This window comes from Streptomyces fradiae, assembly GCF_041270065.1.
Lineage (GTDB): Bacteria > Actinomycetota > Actinomycetes > Streptomycetales > Streptomycetaceae > Streptomyces.
Window position 1 is genome coordinate 2,929,886 of record NZ_CP065958.1, and the last position, 22,113, is coordinate 2,951,998.

The 22,113-nt window shown below is 70.8% G+C and carries 18 protein-coding genes; 1 reads left to right on the forward strand and 17 read right to left on the reverse strand.

The features are described 5' to 3' along the window. Positions 1 to 3: 3 nt before the first annotated feature. The 17 genes from JAO84_RS13210 to JAO84_RS13290 form a co-directional block, all read right to left on the reverse strand. Positions 4 to 468: a hypothetical protein gene (locus tag JAO84_RS13210; protein WP_370413038.1), complete on the reverse strand. Its 465-nt coding sequence runs from the start codon at positions 466 to 468 to the stop codon at positions 4 to 6. 337 nt (positions 469 to 805) lie between these two features. Next, positions 806 to 1,402: a hypothetical protein gene (locus tag JAO84_RS13215; RefSeq protein WP_370413039.1), complete on the reverse strand. Its 597-nt coding sequence runs from the start codon at positions 1,400 to 1,402 to the stop codon at positions 806 to 808. Between the two features lie 71 nt (positions 1,403 to 1,473). Continuing rightward, positions 1,474 to 3,795, reverse strand: coding sequence for a hypothetical protein (locus JAO84_RS13220; RefSeq protein ID WP_370413040.1), 2,322 nt, complete (start codon positions 3,793 to 3,795; stop codon positions 1,474 to 1,476). A gap of 14 nt (positions 3,796 to 3,809) precedes the next feature. Next, positions 3,810 to 4,247, reverse strand: a complete 438-nt coding sequence (locus JAO84_RS13225) for a hypothetical protein (protein ID WP_370413041.1) — start codon at positions 4,245 to 4,247, stop codon at positions 3,810 to 3,812. A gap of 218 nt (positions 4,248 to 4,465) precedes the next feature. Continuing rightward, positions 4,466 to 5,656, reverse strand: coding sequence for a type VII secretion-associated serine protease mycosin (gene mycP / locus JAO84_RS13230; protein WP_370413042.1), 1,191 nt, complete (start codon positions 5,654 to 5,656; stop codon positions 4,466 to 4,468). A 68-nt stretch (positions 5,657 to 5,724) separates the two neighbouring features. After that, positions 5,725 to 7,260 (reverse strand): hypothetical protein, encoded by a 1,536-nt coding sequence (locus tag JAO84_RS13235; RefSeq protein ID WP_370413043.1) that lies wholly within the window; start codon positions 7,258 to 7,260, stop codon positions 5,725 to 5,727. Between the two features lie 62 nt (positions 7,261 to 7,322). Further along, positions 7,323 to 7,793, reverse strand: a complete 471-nt coding sequence (locus JAO84_RS13240) for a hypothetical protein (protein ID WP_370413044.1) — start codon at positions 7,791 to 7,793, stop codon at positions 7,323 to 7,325. 121 nt (positions 7,794 to 7,914) lie between these two features. Continuing rightward, the gene (locus JAO84_RS13245; protein ID WP_370413045.1) at positions 7,915 to 10,197 is read right to left on the reverse strand and encodes a molybdopterin cofactor-binding domain-containing protein; all 2,283 of its coding nucleotides are present in this window, start codon (positions 10,195 to 10,197) and stop codon (positions 7,915 to 7,917) included. Continuing rightward, entirely contained in the window at positions 10,194 to 11,438 is a 1,245-nt protein-coding gene (locus tag JAO84_RS13250; protein WP_370413046.1) for a (2Fe-2S)-binding protein, read from the reverse strand. Before JAO84_RS13250 ends, JAO84_RS13245 begins: the two co-directional genes overlap by 4 nt. Beyond that, positions 11,435 to 12,322 (reverse strand): xanthine dehydrogenase family protein subunit M, encoded by an 888-nt coding sequence (locus JAO84_RS13255; RefSeq protein ID WP_265868085.1) that lies wholly within the window; start codon positions 12,320 to 12,322, stop codon positions 11,435 to 11,437. Before JAO84_RS13255 ends, JAO84_RS13250 begins: the two co-directional genes overlap by 4 nt. Positions 12,323 to 12,579: 257 nt before the next feature. Next, positions 12,580 to 14,490, reverse strand: a complete 1,911-nt coding sequence (locus tag JAO84_RS13260) for a family 20 glycosylhydrolase (protein ID WP_370416751.1) — start codon at positions 14,488 to 14,490, stop codon at positions 12,580 to 12,582. 349 nt (positions 14,491 to 14,839) lie between these two features. Further along, the gene (locus JAO84_RS13265; RefSeq protein ID WP_370413047.1) at positions 14,840 to 15,700 is read right to left on the reverse strand and encodes a carbohydrate ABC transporter permease; all 861 of its coding nucleotides are present in this window, start codon (positions 15,698 to 15,700) and stop codon (positions 14,840 to 14,842) included. Continuing rightward, positions 15,697 to 16,653, reverse strand: coding sequence for a carbohydrate ABC transporter permease (locus JAO84_RS13270; protein WP_370413048.1), 957 nt, complete (start codon positions 16,651 to 16,653; stop codon positions 15,697 to 15,699). The genes JAO84_RS13265 and JAO84_RS13270 overlap by 4 nt, the downstream gene beginning before the upstream one ends. A 23-nt stretch (positions 16,654 to 16,676) precedes the next feature. Beyond that, positions 16,677 to 18,008, reverse strand: coding sequence for an extracellular solute-binding protein (locus JAO84_RS13275; RefSeq protein ID WP_370413049.1), 1,332 nt, complete (start codon positions 18,006 to 18,008; stop codon positions 16,677 to 16,679). Between the two features lie 220 nt (positions 18,009 to 18,228). Then, positions 18,229 to 18,525 (reverse strand): DUF3039 domain-containing protein, encoded by a 297-nt coding sequence (locus JAO84_RS13280; RefSeq protein WP_265868080.1) that lies wholly within the window; start codon positions 18,523 to 18,525, stop codon positions 18,229 to 18,231. Positions 18,526 to 18,540: 15 nt separating this feature from the next. After that, the gene (locus JAO84_RS13285) at positions 18,541 to 19,788 is read right to left on the reverse strand and encodes a transposase (RefSeq protein WP_265868079.1); all 1,248 of its coding nucleotides are present in this window, start codon (positions 19,786 to 19,788) and stop codon (positions 18,541 to 18,543) included. 89 nt (positions 19,789 to 19,877) lie between these two features. After that, the gene (locus tag JAO84_RS13290; RefSeq protein WP_265868078.1) at positions 19,878 to 20,438 is read right to left on the reverse strand and encodes a YqgE/AlgH family protein; all 561 of its coding nucleotides are present in this window, start codon (positions 20,436 to 20,438) and stop codon (positions 19,878 to 19,880) included. Between the two features lie 288 nt (positions 20,439 to 20,726). Between JAO84_RS13290 and murA the strand changes: the two genes are divergently transcribed. Next, positions 20,727 to 22,067 (forward strand): UDP-N-acetylglucosamine 1-carboxyvinyltransferase, encoded by a 1,341-nt coding sequence (gene murA / locus JAO84_RS13295; RefSeq protein WP_265868077.1) that lies wholly within the window; start codon positions 20,727 to 20,729, stop codon positions 22,065 to 22,067. Positions 22,068 to 22,113: the final 46 nt, after the last annotated feature.

Here is a 22,113-nt window from a genome sequence, read left to right on the forward strand (position 1 = left end):
GCGTCACCGACCTCCCTCGTCCTGCGGGGACGAGGGGGCCACGGCCGCGAAGTGGGACCGCAGGGTCGTCTCCATCTCACCGTGGTCCTTGGCGACCTGCCGCAGCGACGGCTCCAGACTGCCCGCCTCGTCCCGTACGGCCTTCAGCCGCTCCTGCCACGAGAACAGCACCGCGCTGAGGGCCGCCGTGGTCTCCAGACCCTCGGTGTTGGCCTGAACTCCCTCGTGGGCGGTACCCAGTTGCGTCAGCCCCGCATTGGTGTCCGACTGCAACCCCACGACCGCGCCCGCGGCACTCGTCCACGGCCCCGCGGACTGCTTGAGATCCGCCTCCCCGCCGACCGCACCACCACCGCCACCGGCTCCGCCGGGTTCGGGGGCGACACCCGCCAGGCTCATCCCCTGCTCGGGGGAAGCCCCCGCGTCCCCGCCCTGGTTCAACAGATCGAGACGGCTTCGCGATTGCATGTCTCCAGCCACAGTTCCTCCCCCGCTGTTGGCTCGATCGCACATCAACACGCCATTGTTTCCAGACGAGTTGACACGCTACCGGGACCACCCCTCCCGTACGCAAGTGCAACAGCGCATCCGCGTCTCAGCTCTGCGGCGGCTGCTGACGGTGGTGGTACGAGGTCGGGTACGAGGTCGGATACGTGCCCTGGTTCGGCGCGTACGCGGGCGGCGGCGCAACCGGAGGCGTCCGACGCCTCCGTGCCCGTACAACCGCCACGGCCACACCCCCACCGACGAGCACAGCGGCCCCCGAGCACCCCGACCACACCGCGCCACAACACCCGCCGCGTTCTCACAACGTGTCCGGAATCGCGAGCGTTTCCTGACACCCCACAAGGCTCCGCGTGTTCCGGGCGAGACTCGCGAGCAGCCGCCCTGACAGGACACCGCCATCGTCGTCGAGTCCCTCGGCCCGCAGTCTGACCTCCAACGGAAGCTGTTTCCCTTGCTCTGGCGCTGTACCCGGAACCGTGCAGACCATGACCACCGCACGGCCGTCGACCAGGCTTTGTTCCTTCACGTACACGCCGTCGGAGGCCTTGTGCCACTCAGAGGCGTCCGCGCCTTGGGAAACGAGCTCCATGGTGAGCTGGGACCACTTGATCGTGCCGGCGAGGCTCCCCTCACCTTGCCGGACGTCCCGGAGCTGGCAGGGACGATACGAGGTGCGCTTGAGGTCGTCCGACTCGGCACGCCAAGCCCGCGCGTCCTTGAGCAGCCCGTCCTTCGTCGAGTCCACGGACCTGCTGGCAGCATCGATCTCGCCCAGGCCGGAACGCACGGCGGCGACGTTGTCCTCGCCGAAGAAGGCCGCACATGTTTTCAGCGCGGCTTGAACCGCCGCGTTCTCGGCGCCTTGGTCCGCCCCACTCCCGCCACTGCACGCCACTGCCGTGAGGGCAACGGCGAGGGAGAGCGAGAGCGCACCCTTTGCCCCCCAAGACCTGGGAGTTCGCATCGTCACTTGACCTTCATCGAGCCGCCGACCGCGATCACGCCCCTGTTGTACGCGTCCTCCATGCCGGAGAACAGCTTGCGTTTCTCACCGACCGACATGTCGACGGATTCGGCGTAGTTGAGCAGGGGAACCATCGCGCTGCTCTGCCCAGAGAGCTGAGTTCGATAAATCGCATCCAGCGCCTGGTCGTCGTTCTTGTACTCGTTGTCCTTGAGGTATTGGAGCGTGTCGGTGGCGTAGTTGGTGTTGAGCGTCGCACCCGCACTCTCCATGATGATGGGGACGACGGTGGTGGCCACAAGACCCGCGGCGGGTCCGAGCACCACGGCGGAACCAACGCCCACTACCGCGGCGACACCGCCGCTGACGGCTGACTTTCGCCACTCGGCCTGCTTCTCGAGTTCCAGGTTGCGTGCGTCCTCGTCAGTCTTGAAATCGTCCGCGATCTGAATGATTCGGGACTCGTCAAGCAGCCCGTGGACCTTGGTGGCGTTTTCCGCGAAGGCGATGACGTTGTCCTGGTTCGAGTGCAGCGCCCTGATCCCACTTGCCTCGAAGACCTGCTGCGCTGCCGACATGGTCCGGTAGGCACCATCATCCGCGGCGACGGCCGACATGAACTTCAGGCTTACGCCCTGGCCGAAGTCAGTCCGGGCGCTCTTGTCGCTGCTGAGCGGGAAGAGCTCGCCGCGATTGAGCGAATCACCGGTTTCACCGAAGTTGTAGATGGAGTAGTTGAGGTCGTCGATGTACGCGGCCCCCATGTTCCCGAGGCTGTCGATCAACGCCTTGTGGCGCTCACGCAGCCCGGAGTCGGCTCCGTATGTGGTCATCACTTCTCGCATGATCGCCGCAGATTGCGCGTCCCGCTTCAGTTCCGGGCTCGGATCGTCCCACGCGTGCCCCGTGGTCGCGGCTTCCAAGGCGTGGCCGAACGCATCCGGCATGTAGCCCGCCGTGGCCTCGGCGGATTCATGGCCGGTGCTGTCCTGGAAGGACGCGTACTTCTCGTTGGTGAAGAAGTCGAAGTAGTTCTCGATCGCCTTGCCGTCCTTGTCCTTGCCGAGGTCCAGTGTGCCGCCGGCACCACCGTCCACCTCGTACGACGTCGGATCGGCCGAGAAGAACTGCTTGGCGGCATCAGGGCTGTGCCCGAGCGCCTCCAGCATCGAGACCATCGGATCGAAGCCCGAGCCGTTGGTCCCGGACGGGTTGTACGGGTTCTGGATCCAGCCGCCGGTGTTCTCGGAGAAGAAGTTCGGAGACTTGGCGTGCAACTGCGTCACGTGCTCGGCGATGGGGACCAGGAATCTGGGGTCGTAGGTGCCGTACCGCATGATGCCGCCGAGCAGCTGATAGCCGAGTGCGGGCTTGACCTCGTACGAGGTCAGCGGAATGTACTCGGTGCCCAGTCTCCGCATCTCGGTCGACCATCGATCGGCCCACTGGTCCCCGCCCCGTGTGGCAGTCGCCAGGTTGAAGCCCAGGTTCTGCTGCAGGGCTTGGACATCCTTCAGGCGTTGCTTGTCCGGCTCGCCCGCCCCGAAGTCCTCTCCGTACGTATCCGTGGACAGCCGCGCGAAGAACTCCAGCGCCCCCTTCGGGCCGAGACCGTCGTAGAACTTCCTGGCGAACTCCTGTGAACCGTGATTGTCCTGAAGGAGCTCATTCAGCCGCTGCAGTTCCTCATGGGAGAGGTCGGCGCCCTTCCTCGCCAGGGCGAGCGCGCGCTGGGCCTCCTCGGCATCGAGGCTGGCGTACTTCGGGCCGCTGAAGTTGTGCTTGTCGCCGGTGACGTTGGCCTTGAGCGCGTTGGAACAGGATTCGTCGGCGTCGTCGCAGGCTTCGACGACAGCGTCGAGACGCAGTTGCATCGCCTGGACAGCCTCGCGTTCCCGGCGCACCCGGTCGGGGTAGTCCGGATCGTTCCGGACTTCGGAATCCTTGATCAGGGCGACGGAGTCACGGGCTTCGACATGGCCGTCTGCCATCACCACCATTCCCTGCGCGGGCGCCTCGGTGTCAATGATCTTCTTGAGGTCGTCCTGCGCCTTCTTGAAGGCGTTGTACCCGTCCTGAAGGATCTTGTGAATGCCGTCGGCCTCCTTGGCCGCGTCCGCGAACTCCTTCGCCGTCTTGTCCACGAACGGCTTCGTGACCTCGGCGTTCACCCCACGCCAGTAGTCGTCCTTGGCTTTGGCCGCCATCGTCGTACGGGCGTCCTCGGCCAACCTGTCCAGCTTGGCCTTCATCTCCGACCAGTCGTCGGCCGCGGCCTTCATCTTGTCGAGCGGGGCCCGGTACACGTCGTCGAACGTCAGCACGGTCGCTCCCCGCCCTACTTGAAGTACGTGTTGATCGCGGACACGGCGAGAGAAGCCCTGATCTCCTCGTCGTCCTTGGCGTGCTGTGCCGCGCTGTAGTCCAGGTGGTTGGAGATGTGCGCGCAGGCGTCCAGCAGCGCGCTCACCTGGGAGCTCCACGTCTCCTGGACCGTCGCCAGCGCACCCCCCGTACGAAAGCGGCTACTGCTCATCGAGGCCCCGGCCTGCTCGGTGGTCGCCCGGGCGTGGTCTCCGTCCTTCAGGAGCCGGCCATGCAGTTCGAAGGCCGCGTGACCGATCGCGCCGAGCTTGTCATGGTTGACGCCGAGATCCGCGTCCCCGCCGCCGGCACCGCTCCCACCGCTGTCGGGCGGAACCTGGTTGAGCCGCGTGGCGGACTGCCGTTCCGCTGCGCCCCTCTTGAGCCCGGCCCATTCTTCCTCGAACGACACCGATTCCCCCCTGCACACACGACCGCCGCCATACTCGGCGTGACCTCGCCCCCGGACATGCCGGAGTTTACGCACGCACACGGGTGCACACGGATCACTACGTCAAGAACGCGCCATCGCCGACACGTCGGTGCCCCACAGGGAGCACGATCTGGACCGTCCGGTTCAATTGGACGCGGCACTTCGCCGAGCTGCGCCTATGCGTACGTGAATGATGATCAACTGCGTCGTGACCGCAACACTGGCACGGCGACAGCCGCCCCCAACAGTACGGCTGCGCCGACGCCGAGACCGATCCAGAGCCCTGTGCTGCTCCCTGCCTCGGCGTCGTCCGCCTGCGCGGCCGGCGCAGGAGCGGGCTTGGCCGGGGCCGGTGCGGCCGAGGGCGAACTGGAGGAGGTCTGTTCCGCCGTCAGGTCCGGGATCGGGCGCACGTCGGCGGGGCCGGGGTCGCCGGGGGTCTTCAGGGCGCGCAGGGGGCGGATGGCGCCGTAACCGACGCTGTCGTTGCGCTGTTCACCGCCCGCGGGTTGCTTGATGGTGTTGAGCATGACCCTGAGGACCTGATTGTTGGTCCACTCCGGGTGCTCCGCCCAGATGAGGGCGGCCGTGGCCGAGGCGAGTGCCGTGGCGTCACTGGTGCCGGTCCCGTCGCAGAGCCCGGTCCCGCCGCCGCACGCGTGCAGGATTTTCGCGCCGGGCGCGACGATGTCGACCTGGGGACCGGTCTGGGAGTTCTTCAGCGGCATCAGCTTCTTGTCGAGGGCGCCGACGCCGACGACGCCGGGGGTGGCGCCCGGGTATTCGGGCTTGTTGCCCTTGTCCCCCGAGTTGCCGACCGAGGCGAAGACCAGGGCGTCCTTGTCGAGGGCGTATTTCACCGCGTCGGTGAGCTCTTGAGAACCCTCTGTTGCGCCGAGCGAGATACTGATGACCCTTGCGCCGGAGTCCGCGGAGAAGCGGATTGCCTGTGACACCGTCCGGTTGACCTGGTTGTTCGAGTCCTTGAGGCTCTTGCTCTGATCCGGCCGAGGAACACGTACCGGGAGGATCTTCGTGCCGGGCGCCAGTCCGAAGGCGCCGTCACCACCGCCGCCCTTGCCGGTGCCGGTGCCGGTGCCGGTGCCGGTGCCGGCGATGATGCCCGCCATACCGGTGCCGTGACCGTCGTAGTCGGTGTGCTCGTCGCCCCGTTCCTTGGGCGCGAGGTCCATGCCGTCCAGGACCCGTCCGACCAGGTCGGGATGGTTCTCGTCCACGCCGCTATCGATGACCGCGACCGTGACGCCCTCCCCCTTGCTGATCCGCCACACCTCCTCGGCGCCCAAAGTGTCCAGGTGCCACTGACGTGAGCGGACGGACTCGGCATGGGCGGGGAAGGCCGCCATGCCCACCAGCAGGACGCCCAAGGCCGCCGATGCGGCGGTACGGCCCCGACTCCGACGGACACTGCTGGTGCGCATCTGTTTCCTCTGCCTCAGTCGATGACGGGCGGAGCGGCCCGCCGGCTGCCCTGCTGCCAGGTCTCCTCGTCCTCGACCAGGTAGTCGGGACGCTCACGGTCGTTCTCGTCCTGCCGCCCCGCCCCCGCGGGCGTGGCGCCCGACATGATTCCACCGCGCCCCGTCGCGGCGGGACCCCCTGTGTCACCACGCCGTCCGGCCGGACCGCCCTCGCGTACGAGACCGGAACCGCCGGGCGTGTAGGGCCGACCGCCGGCGGCACCCGGCTGCTGCGGGCGTCCTCCGACCACCCCGCCCTGCTCAGAGGCGAGTCGTCGGCCGCCGGTGACGCCGCTCTGGCCCTGCTGCGCTCCGGACATCGGACCCTGGCCCATCGGAGCCCCGGTGGCCCTGCCGACCGGCCCGCGCTGGTTCACCGGCCCCTCGTTGCCGATCACCGTGGAGCGCGGAATGCCGGTCGCGGAGCGCCCCGGCTGGGGCGGCACGACACGGCCGCCGGTGATGCCGTCCCGAGGGATCGGTGGCAGCGGGCTGGTGGGACCGGGTCCGGTCCGACCGCCGGGGCCGAGGGGAAGGCGGTTGCCGGTGATCGGGGGCGTCACCGTTGGCCCGCCCCTGCCGAGAGCGGTCGGCGGCAACGGAGGGCCCGTCGGAAGGGTGAGCGGTGGGGTGGGGCCGACTTCGGGCCTGGCGGGCGAGGGCGGCCCCACCGGGGTCGGGCCGGGCCCTGTGGTGGGTGGCGGCAGCGTGGTCACACTGTCGATGCCCATGTCCGCCGGCACCTCTGGCCGGATCACGCGTGTCGGCCCCGTCGCGTCGTCCGGCGGGGTCACCTGGCCGACGTCCGTCGGCGGCCGCGCTTCGTCGGGGTGTGCGGCGGTCCTCGTGACGGCGTCGCCGGTGCCGGTGTCCTTGTGTCCCGTCGAATAATTCGCGTAGTCGTCCTCGCCGCGAAAATCGGTGACGGCCGGGGGCACGAAGTCGCTCGGCGGCGGCGGGAACGTCGGTGCCTGCTTACTCTTCATCAGCGCGCCGGCGAACTGGTACGAGTCCGACAGGCGCTTCATCTCGGCCGCCGCGGCCTGACGGTTGGCCTCCTCCTTGGCCGCGATCGCGGTCGCGTCCGCGCCCTCCGGAGCCATCTGGGAGCGCGCGTTGCGGGCGATGGTCTGCGAGTCCGGGTCGTTGTGGTACTTCTGCGCGGCAGCGAGGTTCTCCTTGGCCTGCGCGTTCGAGGTGTAGCGGGGGATGGCGCTCTGCGCCGCGGAGATGGCGTCGGCCACGTCACGCATCCGGGTGGCGGAGTACTCGCTGTACTCGGCGAGTCCTCTTGTGCTGTTGGCCAGACCATCGGCCCAGTTCATGAAGGCGGCCTCGGCCGAGCCGTCCCATTCCACGCGGCCTGGACGGTTCTTCACCTGCCCGGCGATCTCTTCCATCTTCGCGGCGGCGGCCGACAGGCGTTCCGCCGCCAGACGGACGTGAAAACCACTGGCCTGGTCGAGCCAATTCAGCATCCCCTGGTGGGACATGCTGTCGAAGTCGGTCATCCCTCCGCCCCTCCGTCGCCTGTGATCCCGATCCTCATGTGCTGCTCCCCGTTCTCGACGGATCAGTCGTCGAGCGTCGCCTCGCCCTTGAGCGCGGGACCGGGACGCGTGCCCCTCCGCGCGTTCGCGGCGGCTTCCCGGCGGGCTTCCGCCTCCGCCTCCTCCGCCCGGATGGCGATCTCCCGCATGCGGCTCTTGATGTCGTCGTCCGTCCGCTCAAGCCCGTTCTTGGACATGACGACGGCGATCCCCATGCCTTCGAGGCAGTCGCCGAGCAGGCTGGAGAGCTGTACGAGCCGGTTCAGCACCGTCTCGTACGCGTCGAAGACCCCGTGCGCCTCGGTCCAGGCCGCTTCTCCACCGCCGAACTGCCGTCGTGTCACAGGGTCGGCCGCCATGTTCTTGGAACCGGCCGGCGACTCCGTCAGCATCTTGATCAGTTCATCGATGCCCTGCTTGAACTTGACCATGGTCTCGGGCTGGTACCGCAGCCCTCGCGCACCACCGCCGCCCCCGTCCACATAGGCTTCCATGTTCGGCGCTCCTCCCCCGTGAACCGTCAACCCACGCTACACATGCATGACTTCACTGTAGGCAAGACCTAGGACAGAGGACACTCCCGAAGCGGTTCCCTCGCCGCGCACCCGGGAGCCGTCAGGCCGTCACCACCGCCGCCTGGGGGCGGATCGGGAGGCGGTTGACGGGGCGGCCGGTGGCCGCGCGGACGGCGGAGGCTACGGCGGCCGGGGAGGTGACGACGGGGACGGCGCTGGCCGGTTTGGCGCCGAAGGGGGCGACGACGTCGCGTTCCTCGATGAGTTTGACGATGCGGATGTCGGGGGCGTCGAGGGAGGTGGGGAGGGCGTAGCCCGTCAGGTCGGGGCGGCGGACCAGGCCGCGGGAGGTGCGGAGGTTCTCGGTGAGGGCCGCGCCGACGCCCTGGGTGATGCCGGCCTCGATGCGGGTGGTCAGCTGGGCCGGGTTGAGGATGCGGCCGACGTCCTGGGCGACGGCCATCTCCACGACCCGGATCGCACCCAGCTCCACGTCCACGTCCACGACGGCGCGGATCGCGCAGAAGGCGAGACCGACGAAGGCGTCGCCCTGGCCGGATTCGTCGAGGGGCTCGGTGGGGTGGGGGCGGCACTGGGCGGTGGCCCAGAGTTCCTTGCCGTCCATCGCCTCGGCGACCGTCGTCGACAGGACGCCGTCGTACGAGGTGATCTTGCCGTCGGTGATCTGCAGCAGCTCGGCCGACATGCCGAACTTGTGGGCCAGCGGCTGCAGCAGCTGCGTACGGACCATCTTCGCGGCCCGCTCCACCGCACCGCCGGAGACCCAGGTGTGGCGGCCGTGGGTCGCCGGGCCGGCCGGGGGCTGGTCGGTGTCGACCGGGGCGACGTGGACCTCGTCGACGCCCAGGGTCTCCTGCACGATCTGGCGGGCCAGGGTCGAGAAGCCGGAGCCGGTGTCGACCGCGGCGCAGATGACGGTGGCGACGCCGTTCTGGACCCGTACCGTCGCCGTCGACACCTCGTCGGTGCCCTCGGCGCCCAGCATGTGCACCATGCCGATCGCGTAGCCGACGCCGCGCCGCACCGCGCCCGGCTCGCCCGCGCCGTCCGGGCCGCCGGGCAGCAGCCAGTCCTCCTCCGGGGAGTCCATGGGGAGCGAGGGCAGCGGGAAGTCCCGTACGGCGGCGAGGAGTTCGGCAACCGGGGCCGGGCAGGTCACCGTCTGGCCGGTGGGCAGGATGTCGCCGGTCGCCAGGACGTTGCGCATCCGCAGCTCCGCCGGGTCCAGGCCGATCCGGGAAGCGAGCTTGTCCATCTGCGCCTCGTACGCCGCGCACACCTGCATCGCGCCCTCGCCCCGCACATGGCCGGACGGCGGGTTGTTGGTGCGCATCGCCCAGCCCTCGACGAAGGCGTGCGGCACGACGTACGGGCCGCAGGCGAAGGACACGGCCGCGGCCAGCGACTCCGCCGACGAGTCCGCGTACGCGCCCGCGTCCAGCAGGATCTGCGCCTCCACCTTCACCAGCCGGCCCTCGGCGTCCGCGTGGTGGCGGTAGCGCAGCAGGGTGGGGTGGCGGTGGGCGTGGCCGAGGAAGGACTCCTCGCGGGTCGCGGTCAGCTTCACCGGGCAGCCGGTGCGCAGCGCGAGCAGGCCCAGCGGGATCTGGAAGCCCGGGTCGTCGCGGTCGCCGGTCGCGCCGGGCACGCCCGTCACGACCACCTTGACCTGCTCGGGGGTGAGCCCGAAGCAGGCCGCGGCCAGGTCGCGGTCGGTGTGCGGGTCGGTCGACGCCGTGTAGATCTCCACGCCGCCGTCGGGGCGCGGCACGGCGAGCCCGGCCTCGGCGCCGATCGGGGCGGTGTCCTGCCGGCCGATCCGGTACAGGCCCTCGACGACGATCTCGCCGGTCGCCTCCGGGTCGCCGAAGCTCAGCGGGATGTGCCGGATCAGGTTCCCGTCGGGGTGCAGCGGCTCGGCCGCGAACGCCTTCTCCGGGTCGGTGACCGGCTCCAGGACCTCGTACTCGACCGCGATGGCGGCGGCCGCGAGCCGCGCCGTGTCCGGGTGGTCGGCGGCCACGGCGGCGATCGCCTCGCCGTGGTGGCGGACCAGGTCGGAGGCGAAGACGGGACGGTCGGCGACCTGCCGGCCGTACGTCGCGGCGCCCGGCACGTCGGCGTGGGTGACCACGGCCCGTACCCCGGGCATCTCGACGGCCGCCGAGGTGTCGACCGACACGATCCGGGCGTGCGGGTGCGGGGAACGCAGGACGGCCGCCCACAGCAGGCCCTCGGCCCACAGGTCGGAGGCGTACGGGAAGGTGCCCTCGGTCTTCGCCCGCGCGTCGGCCTGCGGGAGCGAGACGCCGAGACCCAGGCCGAGGCCCTCGGGCTCCGTGGTCGTCGGGTCGCTGCTCACGCCGTGCCTCCGTCGTGCGGGTGGGGGATCTGGTGCGGGATACGGGCCGCGGGATCAATACCGTCACCGGAACCGGAAGCGGCCCCGGGACCGGACGCCGGGCCGCGCCCGGCGACGATCTCGTTGACGGCGTCCAGGACGCCGCGGTAGCCGGAGCAGCGGCACAGGTTGCCGCACAGCGCCTGCCGGGTCTCCAGCTCGGTGGGCGCGTGGTTGCCTTCGAGCAGGTCGTGCACGGTCATGGCCATGCCGGGGATGCAGAAGCCGCACTGCACCCCGCACTTGGCGAGCGCCCGCTGCACGTCTGACGGCTCGCCGTCGACCGCGAGGCCCTCGACCGTACGCACCTCGGAACCCGCCGCGGTCGCCGCCGGCACCAGGCAGGAGGCCACGAGCCGGCCGTCCACCTGGACGTTGCACGCGCCGCACTCGCCCTGCGAGCAGCCGTCCTTGGCGCCGGCGAGCCCGAGCCGCTCGCGCAGCACATAGAGCAGCGACTCGCCGATCCACGAGTCCGTCACCGGCCGGTCGACACCGTTCACGCGCAGCGCGTACGAGGTGGTGGGGTGCTCGTCGCTGTCGGCCGAGCTGTCGGTGGGCGGCAGCAGCTCTTCCGGTACCGGTACGGGTACGGGGTCGGGCTCACGCTCCCGTACGGGCTCCGCCTCGGCCTCCGGCTCCGGTACGAGGTCGGGCTCGCCCGCGTCCAGCGCCTCGGGCTCCTGGGCCTCCGGCTCTCGCTCCCGCTCGGGCTCCGTGAACGCGTCCGCCCACGGCGCCGGCGCGCCGCCCGGCAGGGTCGCGGAGGCGCTGCTCGTGTACTGCGTGAGGCGGGAGGCGGTGTACTCGCCCGAGTCGTCCAGGGCGTCCGCCCCGTCCTCGATCGTCGGGATGGTCCACTGGCCGGTGGCCCCGGGGTCGGGCGCGGCGTCGTACGCGGCGTCGTCGGCGTACCCGGCCGGCCCGGCCCCGTACCCCTGCCCGTCCTCGTAAGCCTGCCCGTCCTCGTACCCCTGCCCGCCCTCGTACTCGTACCCCTGCTCCGCCGCGACGGGCGTGAGCGGGACGATCATCGGCGGGGGCACGTAGCCGTGGCCGGGGGCCTCCAGCGGGGTGCCCTCCAGCATGAACTCCGGCGGGATCTGGACGAAGGCGGTGGCGTCGCCGTCGTAGCCCTCGCTCTGCGGGATCGGCTCCCAGCCGCCCGTTCCGCCGCGGTTCCCCTGTGCCTCGTCGCTCACGACAGCGCCCTCCCCAGTGCCCGTCGGGCCAGCGCGGCGACCGTGCGCCGCAGGTGCAGTACGGCCGGGGGCAACTGCTCGTCGCCCTGCGGGTCCGGAATGCAGGCGGCGGCGACGTACTCGCCGAACGCCGTCAGCGCCTCCGGGGCCAGGCCCCGCTCCGCGTCCCAGTCCACCAGGGAGGCGATCCACTGCTCGGCCTCCAGCGGCCGCAGCGGCATCGGCGCGATCGCGCCGACCGCGCAGCGCACCCCGCGGCGGGCCGGGTCGAGGACGACGGCGACGGAGGCGGTGGCGCGGGCCGGGCCGGTGCGGCCGGTGGCCTTGAGGAAGACCTGGGGGGCGTGCAGGAGCGGGACCCGCACGAAGGCCACCAGCTCGCCGGGGGCCAGCAGGTCGCGGCCCGCGAGGAGGTGGCTGACGGGCAGCTCGCGGGTGCCGAGCGGGCCGACGACGACGAGCTCGGCCTCCAGGGCGGCGAGCACCGGCAGCGAGTCGCCGGTGGGCGCGGCGGAGACGATGTTGCCGCCGAGGGTGCCGGCGTTGCGGATCTGCGGGGGGCCGGCGACGCGGGAGGCGGCGGCCAGGGCGGGGATCAGGGCGGCGAAGTCGGGGCGGCCCATCCGGGCGTGGGTGAGACCGGCACCGAGCAGGGCGTGACCGTCCTGGTACTGCCAGCCGCGGATCTCGTTGATCCGGCTCAGTCCGACCAGGCCGGCGGGGCGCAGCTGTCCTCGGTTGACGGCGGCCATCAGGTCGGTGCCGCCGGCCACGGGAACGGCGGCCGGCATGGCCGTCAGCGCCGCCACTGCCTCGTCGAGCGAGGCGGGCAGCGTCACGGACCGCGCCGTCCGTGATGCCGTCTGTGGTGCGTGCGTGGTCAACCCGCTGCCCCTTCCCGGTGTCCCGGTGATCCCCGACCGTCCCCGGCTGTCGCGCCTGTGTGGGCGTACCGTACGTGCTCACAGCCTGGACGTGGCAACTCTGGCACATCTTCCGAGCCGTACGTCGCGAGGGTCCGCGAAGGACCGTTCCGCCGGGGAGGTTCGGGGGCGTCCCACGAGCGACGGTAACTTCCCTTTTGCCGCTCTTGGGTGACCCCGGGACGATAGGTACCTCACACGCGCACTCACACGCGTACTCACACGTTCGGGGGCGGCCCCTCGATGGGGCGGCCGAGGACGCCGGGGCGGCGCTGCCAGGGGTGGGGGCCGGCGGGCGGGCGGTAGGCGACGCCGAGGGCGTCGAGGCGGGCGTAGTGGGCGGTCATCCGGCGTTCGAAACCGGCTTGATCACGTTCCTCGGGGGCGGGCAGCCGGGACCAGGCGACCTCGGCGAAGGCGGCGAGGCGGGGGTAGGTCTGGTAGTCGACGCGGGCGCGGTCCGCCATGACCTCGGTCCACACGTTGGCCTGGGTGCCCAGGACGTGGGCGGCGGCGTCGGGGGCGAGGCCGGGCGGGACGGGCTCGAAGCGGTAGACGTCGTCGAGGGTGCGCACGTATCCGATGGGCATCGGCTCGTCCTCGCCGGGCGCCTGACGGTGGTCCAGGTAGACCTGCTGCTCGGGGCACATCACCACGTCGTGGCCGGCCTCGGCGGCGGTGATCCCGCCCGCGTAGCCGCGCCAGGACGACACGGCGGCGCCGTCTGTGAGGCCGCCCTCCGCCAGGCCGCCCTCCAGGATCTCGTCCCACCCGATGAGGCGGCGGCCGCGCGCGGCGAGCCAGCGGTCGAAGTGGCGCACGAACCACGCCTGCAGCCCGTCCTCGTCGCCGACGCCGAGCTCCTCGATCCGGGCCTGGGCGGTCGGCGAGGCCTTCCACTGGTCCTTGGGGCACTCGTCGCCGCCGATGTGGACGAACGGCGAGACCTCGGCCGGGAAGAGGTCGAGGACCTCCTCGAACACGCCCTCGTAGAAGCGGAGGACGGTGTCAGTGGGGGCGAGTACGTTCGGATTGACCCCCCAGGTGTCCCAGACGGAGAGGGCGGTGGTGTCGATGACGTCGGTGTTGCCCAGTTCGGGGTACGCGGCGATGGCGGCCTGCGAGTGGCCGGGCACGTCGATCTCGGGGACCACCGAGATATGCCGGTCGGCGGCATAACCGACGATCTCGCGGATGTCGTCCTGCGTGTAGTACCCGCCGTGCGGCGTCTCGTCCCACAACGGCGACGCCCGGTGCCCCCACTTGCTCCGCGCCCGCCACCCGCCGACCTCGGTGAGGCGGGGATGGCGCTTGATCTCGATGCGCCAGCCCTGGTCGTCGGTGAGGTGGAGGTGCAGCACGTTCAGCTTGTGCGCGGCCATCAGGTCGAGCTGTCGGAGGACGTCGTCCTTGGGCATGAAGTGGCGTGCGACGTCGAGCATGAGGCCGCGCCAGGGAAAGCGGGGCCCGTCGGTGACGGTCCCGGCGGGTACGGCCCAGCGCCGCGCCCGGTCGAGCGGCGCCTTCCGGAAGGCCGCCGCGCCCAGCATCTGACGCAGAGTCTGAAGCCCCCAGAACGCCCCGGCGGGCCCGCCGCCGACGAGCTCGACTCCGTTGCGGTCGACGGTGAGGCGGTACGCCTCGGGGCCGAGGGCGGGGGTGGCGGGGGCGCTGGGGGTGGGCCCGGCGAGGCCGGCGCCTCGGCCGGGGCCGAGGGCGGCGGTGGCCGGGGCAGCGGGGCCGGATGCGGAGGCGGGTTGGGCAGGGTCGCCGGGGCTGCCCGGGTCGGCGCATCGGCCAGGGCCGAGACCGACGGGGACCGGGCCAGCGGATTCGGAGGCGGGTTCGGCATGGGCGGCGGAGCCGAGGTCGGCGGATCCGGCCGGGCCGGCGTGCCCGCCCTCGGCGGTGCCGCCGGCACCCGTCGCCGGAGCGATCCGGAGGCGGATGGCCGGCCCGTCGGCGGCCGTACCGGGCGCCAGCGGCAGCCCGGTCGCCGCGCCGATCGTGGTCCGCAGCCAGCGGGCCGCGCCGGCGGTGCCGGGCCCGGCGTCCACGACGGTGCGCTCGTCGAGGACGAACTCGCCCGCTCCGGCGGGCGTCTCCGCGGCGAGCGGCGCGGGAATCAGCCCCGGGTCCAGGGCCGAACCCGAGGCGGAGCCCGGGTCCAGGTTCGGGTCAGGGGCGGGGCCCGGGGCCGAGCCCGCGGCCAGAGCCGGGCCGGGGGCCAGGTCCGAGCCAGGGCCGAGGGCCGAACCCGAGGCGGAGCCCGGGTCCAGAGCCGGGCCGGGGGCCGGACCTAGGTTCGGGCCGGGGCCCGGACCCACGTTCGGGCCGGAGCCCGGGCCCAGATCCGGGCCGGGGCCCGGACCCAGGTTCGGGCCGAGGCCCGGGGCCGAACGGGGGTCCGGGGCCGAGCCCTGGGCCGGGTCCGGACCCGGGCCCAACGCCGTGTACGGGTCGTCGTGCGTCATCGCGTCAGTCCTTCACCGCGCCGCCCAGGCCCGAGACCAGGCGGCGCTGTACGAGTACGAAGAAGACGAGCACCGGGATCGTCATCACGGTCGAGCCGGCCATGATGCCTCCCCAGTCGTTCTCGTCCGGCTTGAAGAAGACGAGCAGCGCCATCGGGAGGGTCGACTGCGAGGTGTCGCTGATGAGGAAGGACTTCGCGAAGAGGAAGTCGTTCCAGGTCGAGATGAACGAGAAGACGCTGGTCGCGACGAGGCCGGGGAGGACCAGGGGGAAGAGGATCTGCCACAGGAAGCGGGTGCGGCTCGCGCCGTCGAGGGCGGCCTGTTCCTCCAGGGCCTCCGGGACCGCCTTCACGAAGCCGCGCAGCATCCAGATCGCGAAGGGGAGCGAGAAGGCGAGGTGCGGGAGGACCAGGGAGCCCAGGGTGTTAAGCAGGCCGGCGTCCCGCATGAGGAAGAACAGCGGGATGGTCAGGGCCTCGACCGGCACCATCTGCGCGACCAGGAACATCACGAGGAGCGTGGTCCGGAAGCGGAAGCGGAAGCGGGTGACGGCGGTCGCCGCCAGGAAGGCGATGACGGCGGAGGCGACGACCACCGTGCCGGCCACGAGCAGCGAGTTGAGGAAGTACCGGCCGAATTCCTGCTGCTCGAAGACGCGGCGGAAGGAGTCGAGGGACGGGGACAGGGTCCAGGGTCGGGGTGAGGTCGACTGGATCTCGCCGGCCGGTTTGAGGGCCGAGAGGAGCATCCAGTACAGCGGGAAGGCGACCACGACGGCGACGAGCAGCGCCACCGCCTCGGCGGCCAGCCGCCCCGGCCGGCGGAGGAGCGAACGGACCGGCGACACACGCGAAACGCTCACAGGTCCTCTCCCTGGCGTCGCAGCAGCCGGAGGTAGACCAGCGTCACCGCCAGCAGGATCAGCAGCATCACGACCCCGATCGCCGAGCCGAGGCTGTACTGGGAGGAGGCGAAGGCCTTCTGGTACGCGTACACGTTGAGCACCAGGTTCTGGCCGGCGATGCCGCCGCCGCCCGTCATCACGTAGATCTGCGTGAAGACCTTGAAGTCCCAGATGATCGACTGGATCGTGACGACGACCAGGATCGGCCGCAGCATCGGGGCCGTGACGGAGCGCCAGATGCGCCACTGCGAGGCACCGTCGAGGGCGGCGGCCTCCAGGACCTCGGCCGGGACGGCCTTGATGCCCGCGTAGACGGTGACCATGACGAAGGGGAACGAGCACCAGACGACCTCCATCAGGACCAGCGCGAAGGCGCTGTAGCGCCCGTACGTCCAGGAGAAGTCGCCGAGCCCGAGCACCCGGTTCACCGGCCCGTAGTCGGGGTCGAAGAGGAACACCCACACGGTGGAGCCGGTGATGGCGGGGGTGGCCCAGGCGCCGAGCGCGGCCAGCAGCAGGGCGAGCCGGGGCAGGGCGCGGATCCGGGTGAGGAGGACGGCGAGGGCGCAGCCGACGGCGAGGGTGGTGACGACGCAGGCGGCGGCGAAGAGGACGGTGGCGAGCAGGACCTGCCAGAACTGCGGGTCGGAGAACAGTGCCTGGTAGTTGCCGAGGCCCTGGAAGGTGGTCGGCTGTCCCCCGCTGACCTGGGCCTGGGTGTATTCGAGGAAGGAGATCAGGCCGAGCTGGTAGACGGGGTAGACGAGGAGTCCGCCGAGGACGACGAGGGCGGGGAGCAGATAGAGCCAGGGGGTCCAAGGGGTCCGGGCGGAGCCGCCGCGGCGGCGGGCGGTGCGCCGGGGCGGCGCCTGTGCCTCCTTGGCCGTACGGGTGACGAGCGCGGTGGTCATGGGTGCGGCCGGTTCCCGTCGTCTCAGCGCGCCGCCGCGGCGAAGGCGGCGTCCATCTTCTTCGCGGCGTCGTCGGAGGCGGCGGCGACGTCCTTACGGCCGCTGACGATCTCCTGGAACATCGTGGGCAGCACGAGCGAGGCGTCGATCTGGCCCCAGCCGGCGGAGGCGGGGACGAACTTGGCGCCGGCGCCGAGGGTGTCGATGAAGGGCTTGACGAAGGGTTCCCGCTGGGCGGCCCGCTGCCGGACGTCGGTGTAGGTGGGCAGGAAGCCCATGGCGTCGAAGAGCCTGCCCTGGGTGTTCTTGCCGGCGAGTTCCTTCATGAGGTCGACGGCGAGGGTGCGGTGGCCGGTGCTCCTGAGCACGCCGAGGTTGTTGCCGCCGGCGAAGGCGGGGGCGACGGAGCCGGGGGTGGTGCCGGGCAGCGGCACGACGGCGTACTTGCCCTTGACGACGCCGGCCTCGACGGCCTGGTGGCTGAAGTCGCCGCCGATCGCCATGGCGGCCTTGCCGGAGGCGAAGGCGGTGACGGTGGCGTTGCCGCCCATCTGGGCGCACTTGGCGGCGGGGCAGTTGTCGTCGCCGAAGAGGGAGGTGTAGGCAGTGATGCCCTTGCGGGCGGCGGGGCTGTTGATCGCCGCCTTGTACGAGGCCCCCGCGCCGCCCGCCCCCGCGCCCGTCCCTTCGGCGGTGGCGAGTTCGCCGCCGTTGGCCCAGATGAAGGGCATGGCCCCGTAGGTGTACGCGCCGCCGACGGCGAGTCCGTACAGCTCGGGCCTGGCCTTGTGGACCTTCTTCGCGGTGGCGATCAGCTCGTCCTGGGTCTTGGGCGCGGTGAGGCCGAGGTCCTGGAAGACGTCGGTGCGGTAGTAGAGCGCCCGGACGCCGACGAAGAGCGGGGCGCCGTAGACCTTGCCGGCGACGGTGACGGAGGCCCTGGCGGTGGGGTCGGTGTCCTTGGCGTCGGCCCAGGCGCCGAACTCGGCGGTGATGTCGGCGAGTCCGCCGTCCTTGACGTAGCCGGCGGTGTCGGTGTTGCCGTACTCGATGAGGTCGGGCGCGGACTTCGGGTCGTTGAAGGCGGCCTTGACGCGCTGGGCGCGGGTGTCGACGGGGATGTACTCGACCTCGACCTTCGTGCCCTTGTGGCGCTGTTCGAAGGCGGCGACGGCCTGGTCGACGACCTGTTCCTTGGGCTTGTTGTCGACCTCCTGGAAGAGCCAGACCCGCAGGGTGCCGCTCTTGTCGTCGGTCGTGGCGGCGCCGTTCGAGGTCTGTGGGGCGCAGGCGGCGAGGGCGAGGAGCGTGACGGGCAGCGCGACGGGCAGGGCGATGCGGGCAGGAAGCTTCACGACGGGTCCCCTCCGAGCAGGCGTGCGTTGCAACATACGCAACGGGCGTTTCGTACTGCACAACACGCGTGAGGTTAGGGGCGGACCGACGGCCCGACAAGAGGTCTCGACCACTGGGAAACGAAACGGCCCCCGGCGCACGCACCACACAGGTGCACACGCCGGGGGCCGTCCCCGACAGCTGACGCCGAGGACCCGCTGACGGCTAAGGACTGAAGGACTACTTGCCGCCCTTGCCGTCCTTGCCGCCCTTGTCCTTGTCCCCGCCCGAGCCCATGGACTCGTAGATCTCCTTGCACATGGGACACACCGGGTACTTCTTGGGGTCGCGCCCCGGTACCCAGACCTTGCCGCACAGCGCCACCACGGGAGTGCCGTCGAGGGCACTCGCCATGATCTTGTCCTTCTGGACGTAGTGGGCGTAGCGCTCGTGGTCGCCGTCACCGTGGGACACCTGCGGCGTCGGCTCGACGAGGGTTCCCGTACCTGCCCCGCGCTCGGGCTCGAGAGTGCTCATGGGACCCAAGGGTAATCAACCGCCCGCCGTCGCGGCGACAGGGCTTGCACGACCGGCGCCGACAGGTGCGACACACGGTCCGCGTCCAGCCACCCGCGGCCTCGCGGGGGCAGGGGCCGTCGATGGGGCCCCGCTTCGCCGGAACATCCGCGCACGTGCGCGGATGTTCCGGGAGCCGTTCCGGTCTGCATGATCAACGAACCCGCAGGACCGGCACACGAACCGGGCCTGCGAGGCCCGGTTCGCCTTGTCGATGTGACCGCATTCGGCGCAGGTACGGGAGGTATACGACGGATCGACGTACACGACCGGGACCCCGACCCTCCGCGCCTTGTAGGCGATGAATCCGCCCAGTTGCGCGAAGCTCCACATGTGAATCATGGCCCGTTGGGGCTTGCGAAGCCGTACCCGCTCGCGGATGCCCGTCAGGTCTTCCAGGGCGATCCCACGACCGGTGCGTTCAGCCTCGGCCACAATCCTCTTCGCAATCTTGTGATTGACATCCCTCGACCGCCGCGCTTCTTTGCGACGCCTTCTCCGCAGGCGACGCTTGGCGGACCTGGTGTTCTTCTCGCGGAGCTTCCGCCGCAACCGCTGCTCCCGCCTTCGCAGTCGATTAAGGCCCCGCCCCGCCATGATCTCGCCGTCCGAGGTGGTGGCGATGTTCACAATCCCGAGATCCACTCCCAGGAAGTCCACAGGTGCGACAGTCGGCTCGGCCTGCGGGACCTCACACGTGGCGATAAGGAACCACATGCCATCTCTGCACACCAGGTCCGACTCACCACGTCTATGGAGAGCAAGCACGCGCAGTTGCTCGTCGCCTGCGGCGAAACAAACAGCCTTGAGACGCCCGCGTACCGTCCACAGGGACACGGTTCCCGCGTCCCACTGCCAGGACAGCATCCGGTCGTCGAACGGCTGCGCTCCCTCGGGGCGAAAGACGACAGGCTTCTCCGAAGCCCGGCGATTCCGCACCGTTCCCGGCGCGCCATACCTGCCCGCCCTCAGACTCGCCCTCAAGGTGGCGTAGGCGTCGCACGTCTTCTTGATGACATGCTGGGCTGCCTGGGCGCCCAGAGCCCAACGGCCTTTCACCTGGCCATACACGCGCTTACGCAGGGCGAAGTTGTTGAACTCCCCCTCCTCGAAAGCAATCTTCGCCACCCAAGAAGCGGCCTCATTGCACGCATGCAGGGTCGCCAGCAGGGCCTCCGCCTGCTCGGGCGTCGGCTTCAGCTTCACCTGCACAGTCAGCTTCATCGCCGGCCACGCTAGCGAGCGGTTCGCACATCAGAACCACATTCACCCAGGCGTGCCGAAACGAGTGAGGATTCGATCGCTCGTACGACTCAGTTCAGCGACGGGTCGTCCGGGTACGTCGCCACCATCGCGAGCTCGCCGCGCTGGCGGCGGAGCACCTGGCGCCAGAGGGTGTCGGGGCGCGGGGAGGAGACGTCGCCGGGCTCGGACTCGACGACGTACCAGGCGCCGTCGCGCAGCTCGCCCTCCAGCTGGCCGGGGCCCCAGCCCGCGTAGCCGGCGAAGATCCGCAGGGCGCCGATGGCGGGGCCGAGGAGTTCGGGCGGGGTCTCCAGGTCGACCAGGCCGATCGCCCCGTACACCCGGCGCCAGCCGAGCGGGCCCTCGTCGCCGGGGATGACGGCGATGCCGAGCGCGGCGTCGAGGGAGACCGGGCCGCCCTGGAAGACGACGCCGGGCTCGCCGGCCAGCGCGGCCCAGGGGGCGAGGATGTCTCCGACGGTCACCGGGGTCGGACGGTTGAGGACCACGCCGAGGGAGCCCTCGTCGTCGTGGTCGAGCAGGAGGACCACCGCGCGGTCGAAATTGGGGTCCGCCAGCGCGGGGGTGGCGACGAGCAGCCGGCCTGTGAGCGAGGACACCTCGGTCATGCGACACATGATTCCGCACTTTCGGCGTTCGCGGGGGTTGTCCGGTCGGGTCCGGGGTAGGCGGGCGCCATCGCAGGTCAGCCGGGGAGCCGGCGGGAGCGGCGGACGGAGGAAGAGGAAGAAGCGGACGGTGACGCTCCGCAAGATCACGGGAACGGAGGGTGTTGTGCCGAATTCATTACGTTCACGGGGCCCCCTCGGCCACACAATCGGGGTCTGATCGCGCCTTACTCTTTTCTCTGGCCTACCTGACGGCCGTCCCGACCGACGATCCGGAACGCGAGATTCATGACCGGCACAGACGATGTCCTGCTTGTCCACGGCGGAACCCCGCTGGAGGGCGAGATCCGCGTCCGCGGCGCGAAGAACCTCGTGCCCAAGGCGATGGTCGCCGCCCTGCTCGGCAGCGAGCCGAGCCGCCTGCGCAACGTGCCCGACATCCGTGACGTCCGCGTGGTCCGCGGGCTGCTCCAGCTGCACGGCGTGACGGTCCGCCCCGGCGAGGAGCCGGGCGAGCTGATCCTCGACCCGACCCACGTCGAGTCCGCCAACGTGGCCGACATCGATGCCCACGCCGGTTCCTCCCGGATCCCGATCCTCTTCTGCGGCCCGCTGCTGCACCGCCTCGGGCACGCCTTCATCCCGGGCCTCGGCGGCTGCGACATCGGCGGCCGGCCGATCGACTTCCACTTCGACGTGCTCCGCAAGTTCGGCGCGACGATCGAGAAGCGCGACGACGGCCAGTACCTGGAGGCCCCGCAGCGGCTGCGCGGCACCAAGATCGCCCTCCCGTACCCCTCCGTCGGCGCGACCGAGCAGGTGCTGCTCACCGCCGTGCTCGCGGAGGGCGTCACCGAGCTGTCCAACGCGGCCGTGGAGCCGGAGATCGAGGACCTCATCTGCGTGCTGCAGAAGATGGGCGCGATCATCGCCATGGACACCGACCGGACCATCCGGATCACCGGTGTCGACAAGCTCGGCGGCTACAACCACCACGCCCTCTCCGACCGCCTGGAGGCGGCGTCCTGGGCGTCGGCGGCGCTGGCGACCGAGGGCGACATCTATGTGCGCGGCGCGCAGCAGCGCTCGATGATGACCTTCCTCAACACGTACCGGAAGGTCGGCGGCGCCTTCGAGATCGACGACGAGGGCATCCGCTTCTGGCACCCGGGCGGCTCGCTCAACGCGATCGCGCTGGAGACGGACGTGCACCCCGGATTCCAGACCGACTGGCAGCAGCCGCTGGTCGTGGCCCTGACGCAGGCCTCGGGCCTGTCGATCGTGCACGAGACGGTGTACGAGTCGCGGCTCGGCTTCACCTCGGCGCTGAACCAGATGGGTGCCCACATCCAGCTGTACCGCGAGTGCCTGGGCGGCTCGGACTGCCGCTTCGGGCAGCGCAACTTCCTCCACTCGGCGGTCGTCAGCGGCCCGACCCGGCTGCAGGGCGCCGACCTCGTCATCCCCGACCTGCGCGGCGGCTTCTCGTACCTGATCGCCGCCCTCGCGGCGCAGGGCACCAGCCGGGTGCACGGCATCGACCTGATCAACCGCGGCTACGAGAACTTCATGGAGAAGCTCGTCGAGCTGGGCGCCAAGGTCGAGCTGCCGGGCAGCGCGCTGGTCTAGCAGGACTTCCCGCCCGTACGGGTCCACCCCGTACGGGCCCCTGCGG

Excerpts from the sequence above, each read along its gene's own strand:
- JAO84_RS13210 (WP_370413038.1), bottom strand. The coding sequence starts at position 468 with ATGCAATCGCGAAGCCGTCTCGATCTGTTGAACCAGGGCGGGGACGCG.
- JAO84_RS13235 (WP_370413043.1), bottom strand. The coding sequence starts at position 7,260 with ATGACCGACTTCGACAGCATGTCCCACCAGGGGATGCTGAATTGGCTC.
- JAO84_RS13240 (WP_370413044.1), bottom strand. The coding sequence starts at position 7,793 with ATGGAAGCCTATGTGGACGGGGGCGGCGGTGGTGCGCGAGGGCTGCGG.
- JAO84_RS13270 (WP_370413048.1), bottom strand. The coding sequence starts at position 16,653 with ATGACCACCGCGCTCGTCACCCGTACGGCCAAGGAGGCACAGGCGCCG.
- JAO84_RS13280 (WP_265868080.1), bottom strand. The coding sequence starts at position 18,525 with ATGAGCACTCTCGAGCCCGAGCGCGGGGCAGGTACGGGAACCCTCGTC.
- JAO84_RS13285 (WP_265868079.1), bottom strand. The coding sequence starts at position 19,788 with ATGAAGCTGACTGTGCAGGTGAAGCTGAAGCCGACGCCCGAGCAGGCG.
- JAO84_RS13290 (WP_265868078.1), bottom strand. The coding sequence starts at position 20,438 with ATGACCGAGGTGTCCTCGCTCACAGGCCGGCTGCTCGTCGCCACCCCC.
- murA (WP_265868077.1), top strand. The coding sequence starts at position 20,727 with ATGACCGGCACAGACGATGTCCTGCTTGTCCACGGCGGAACCCCGCTG.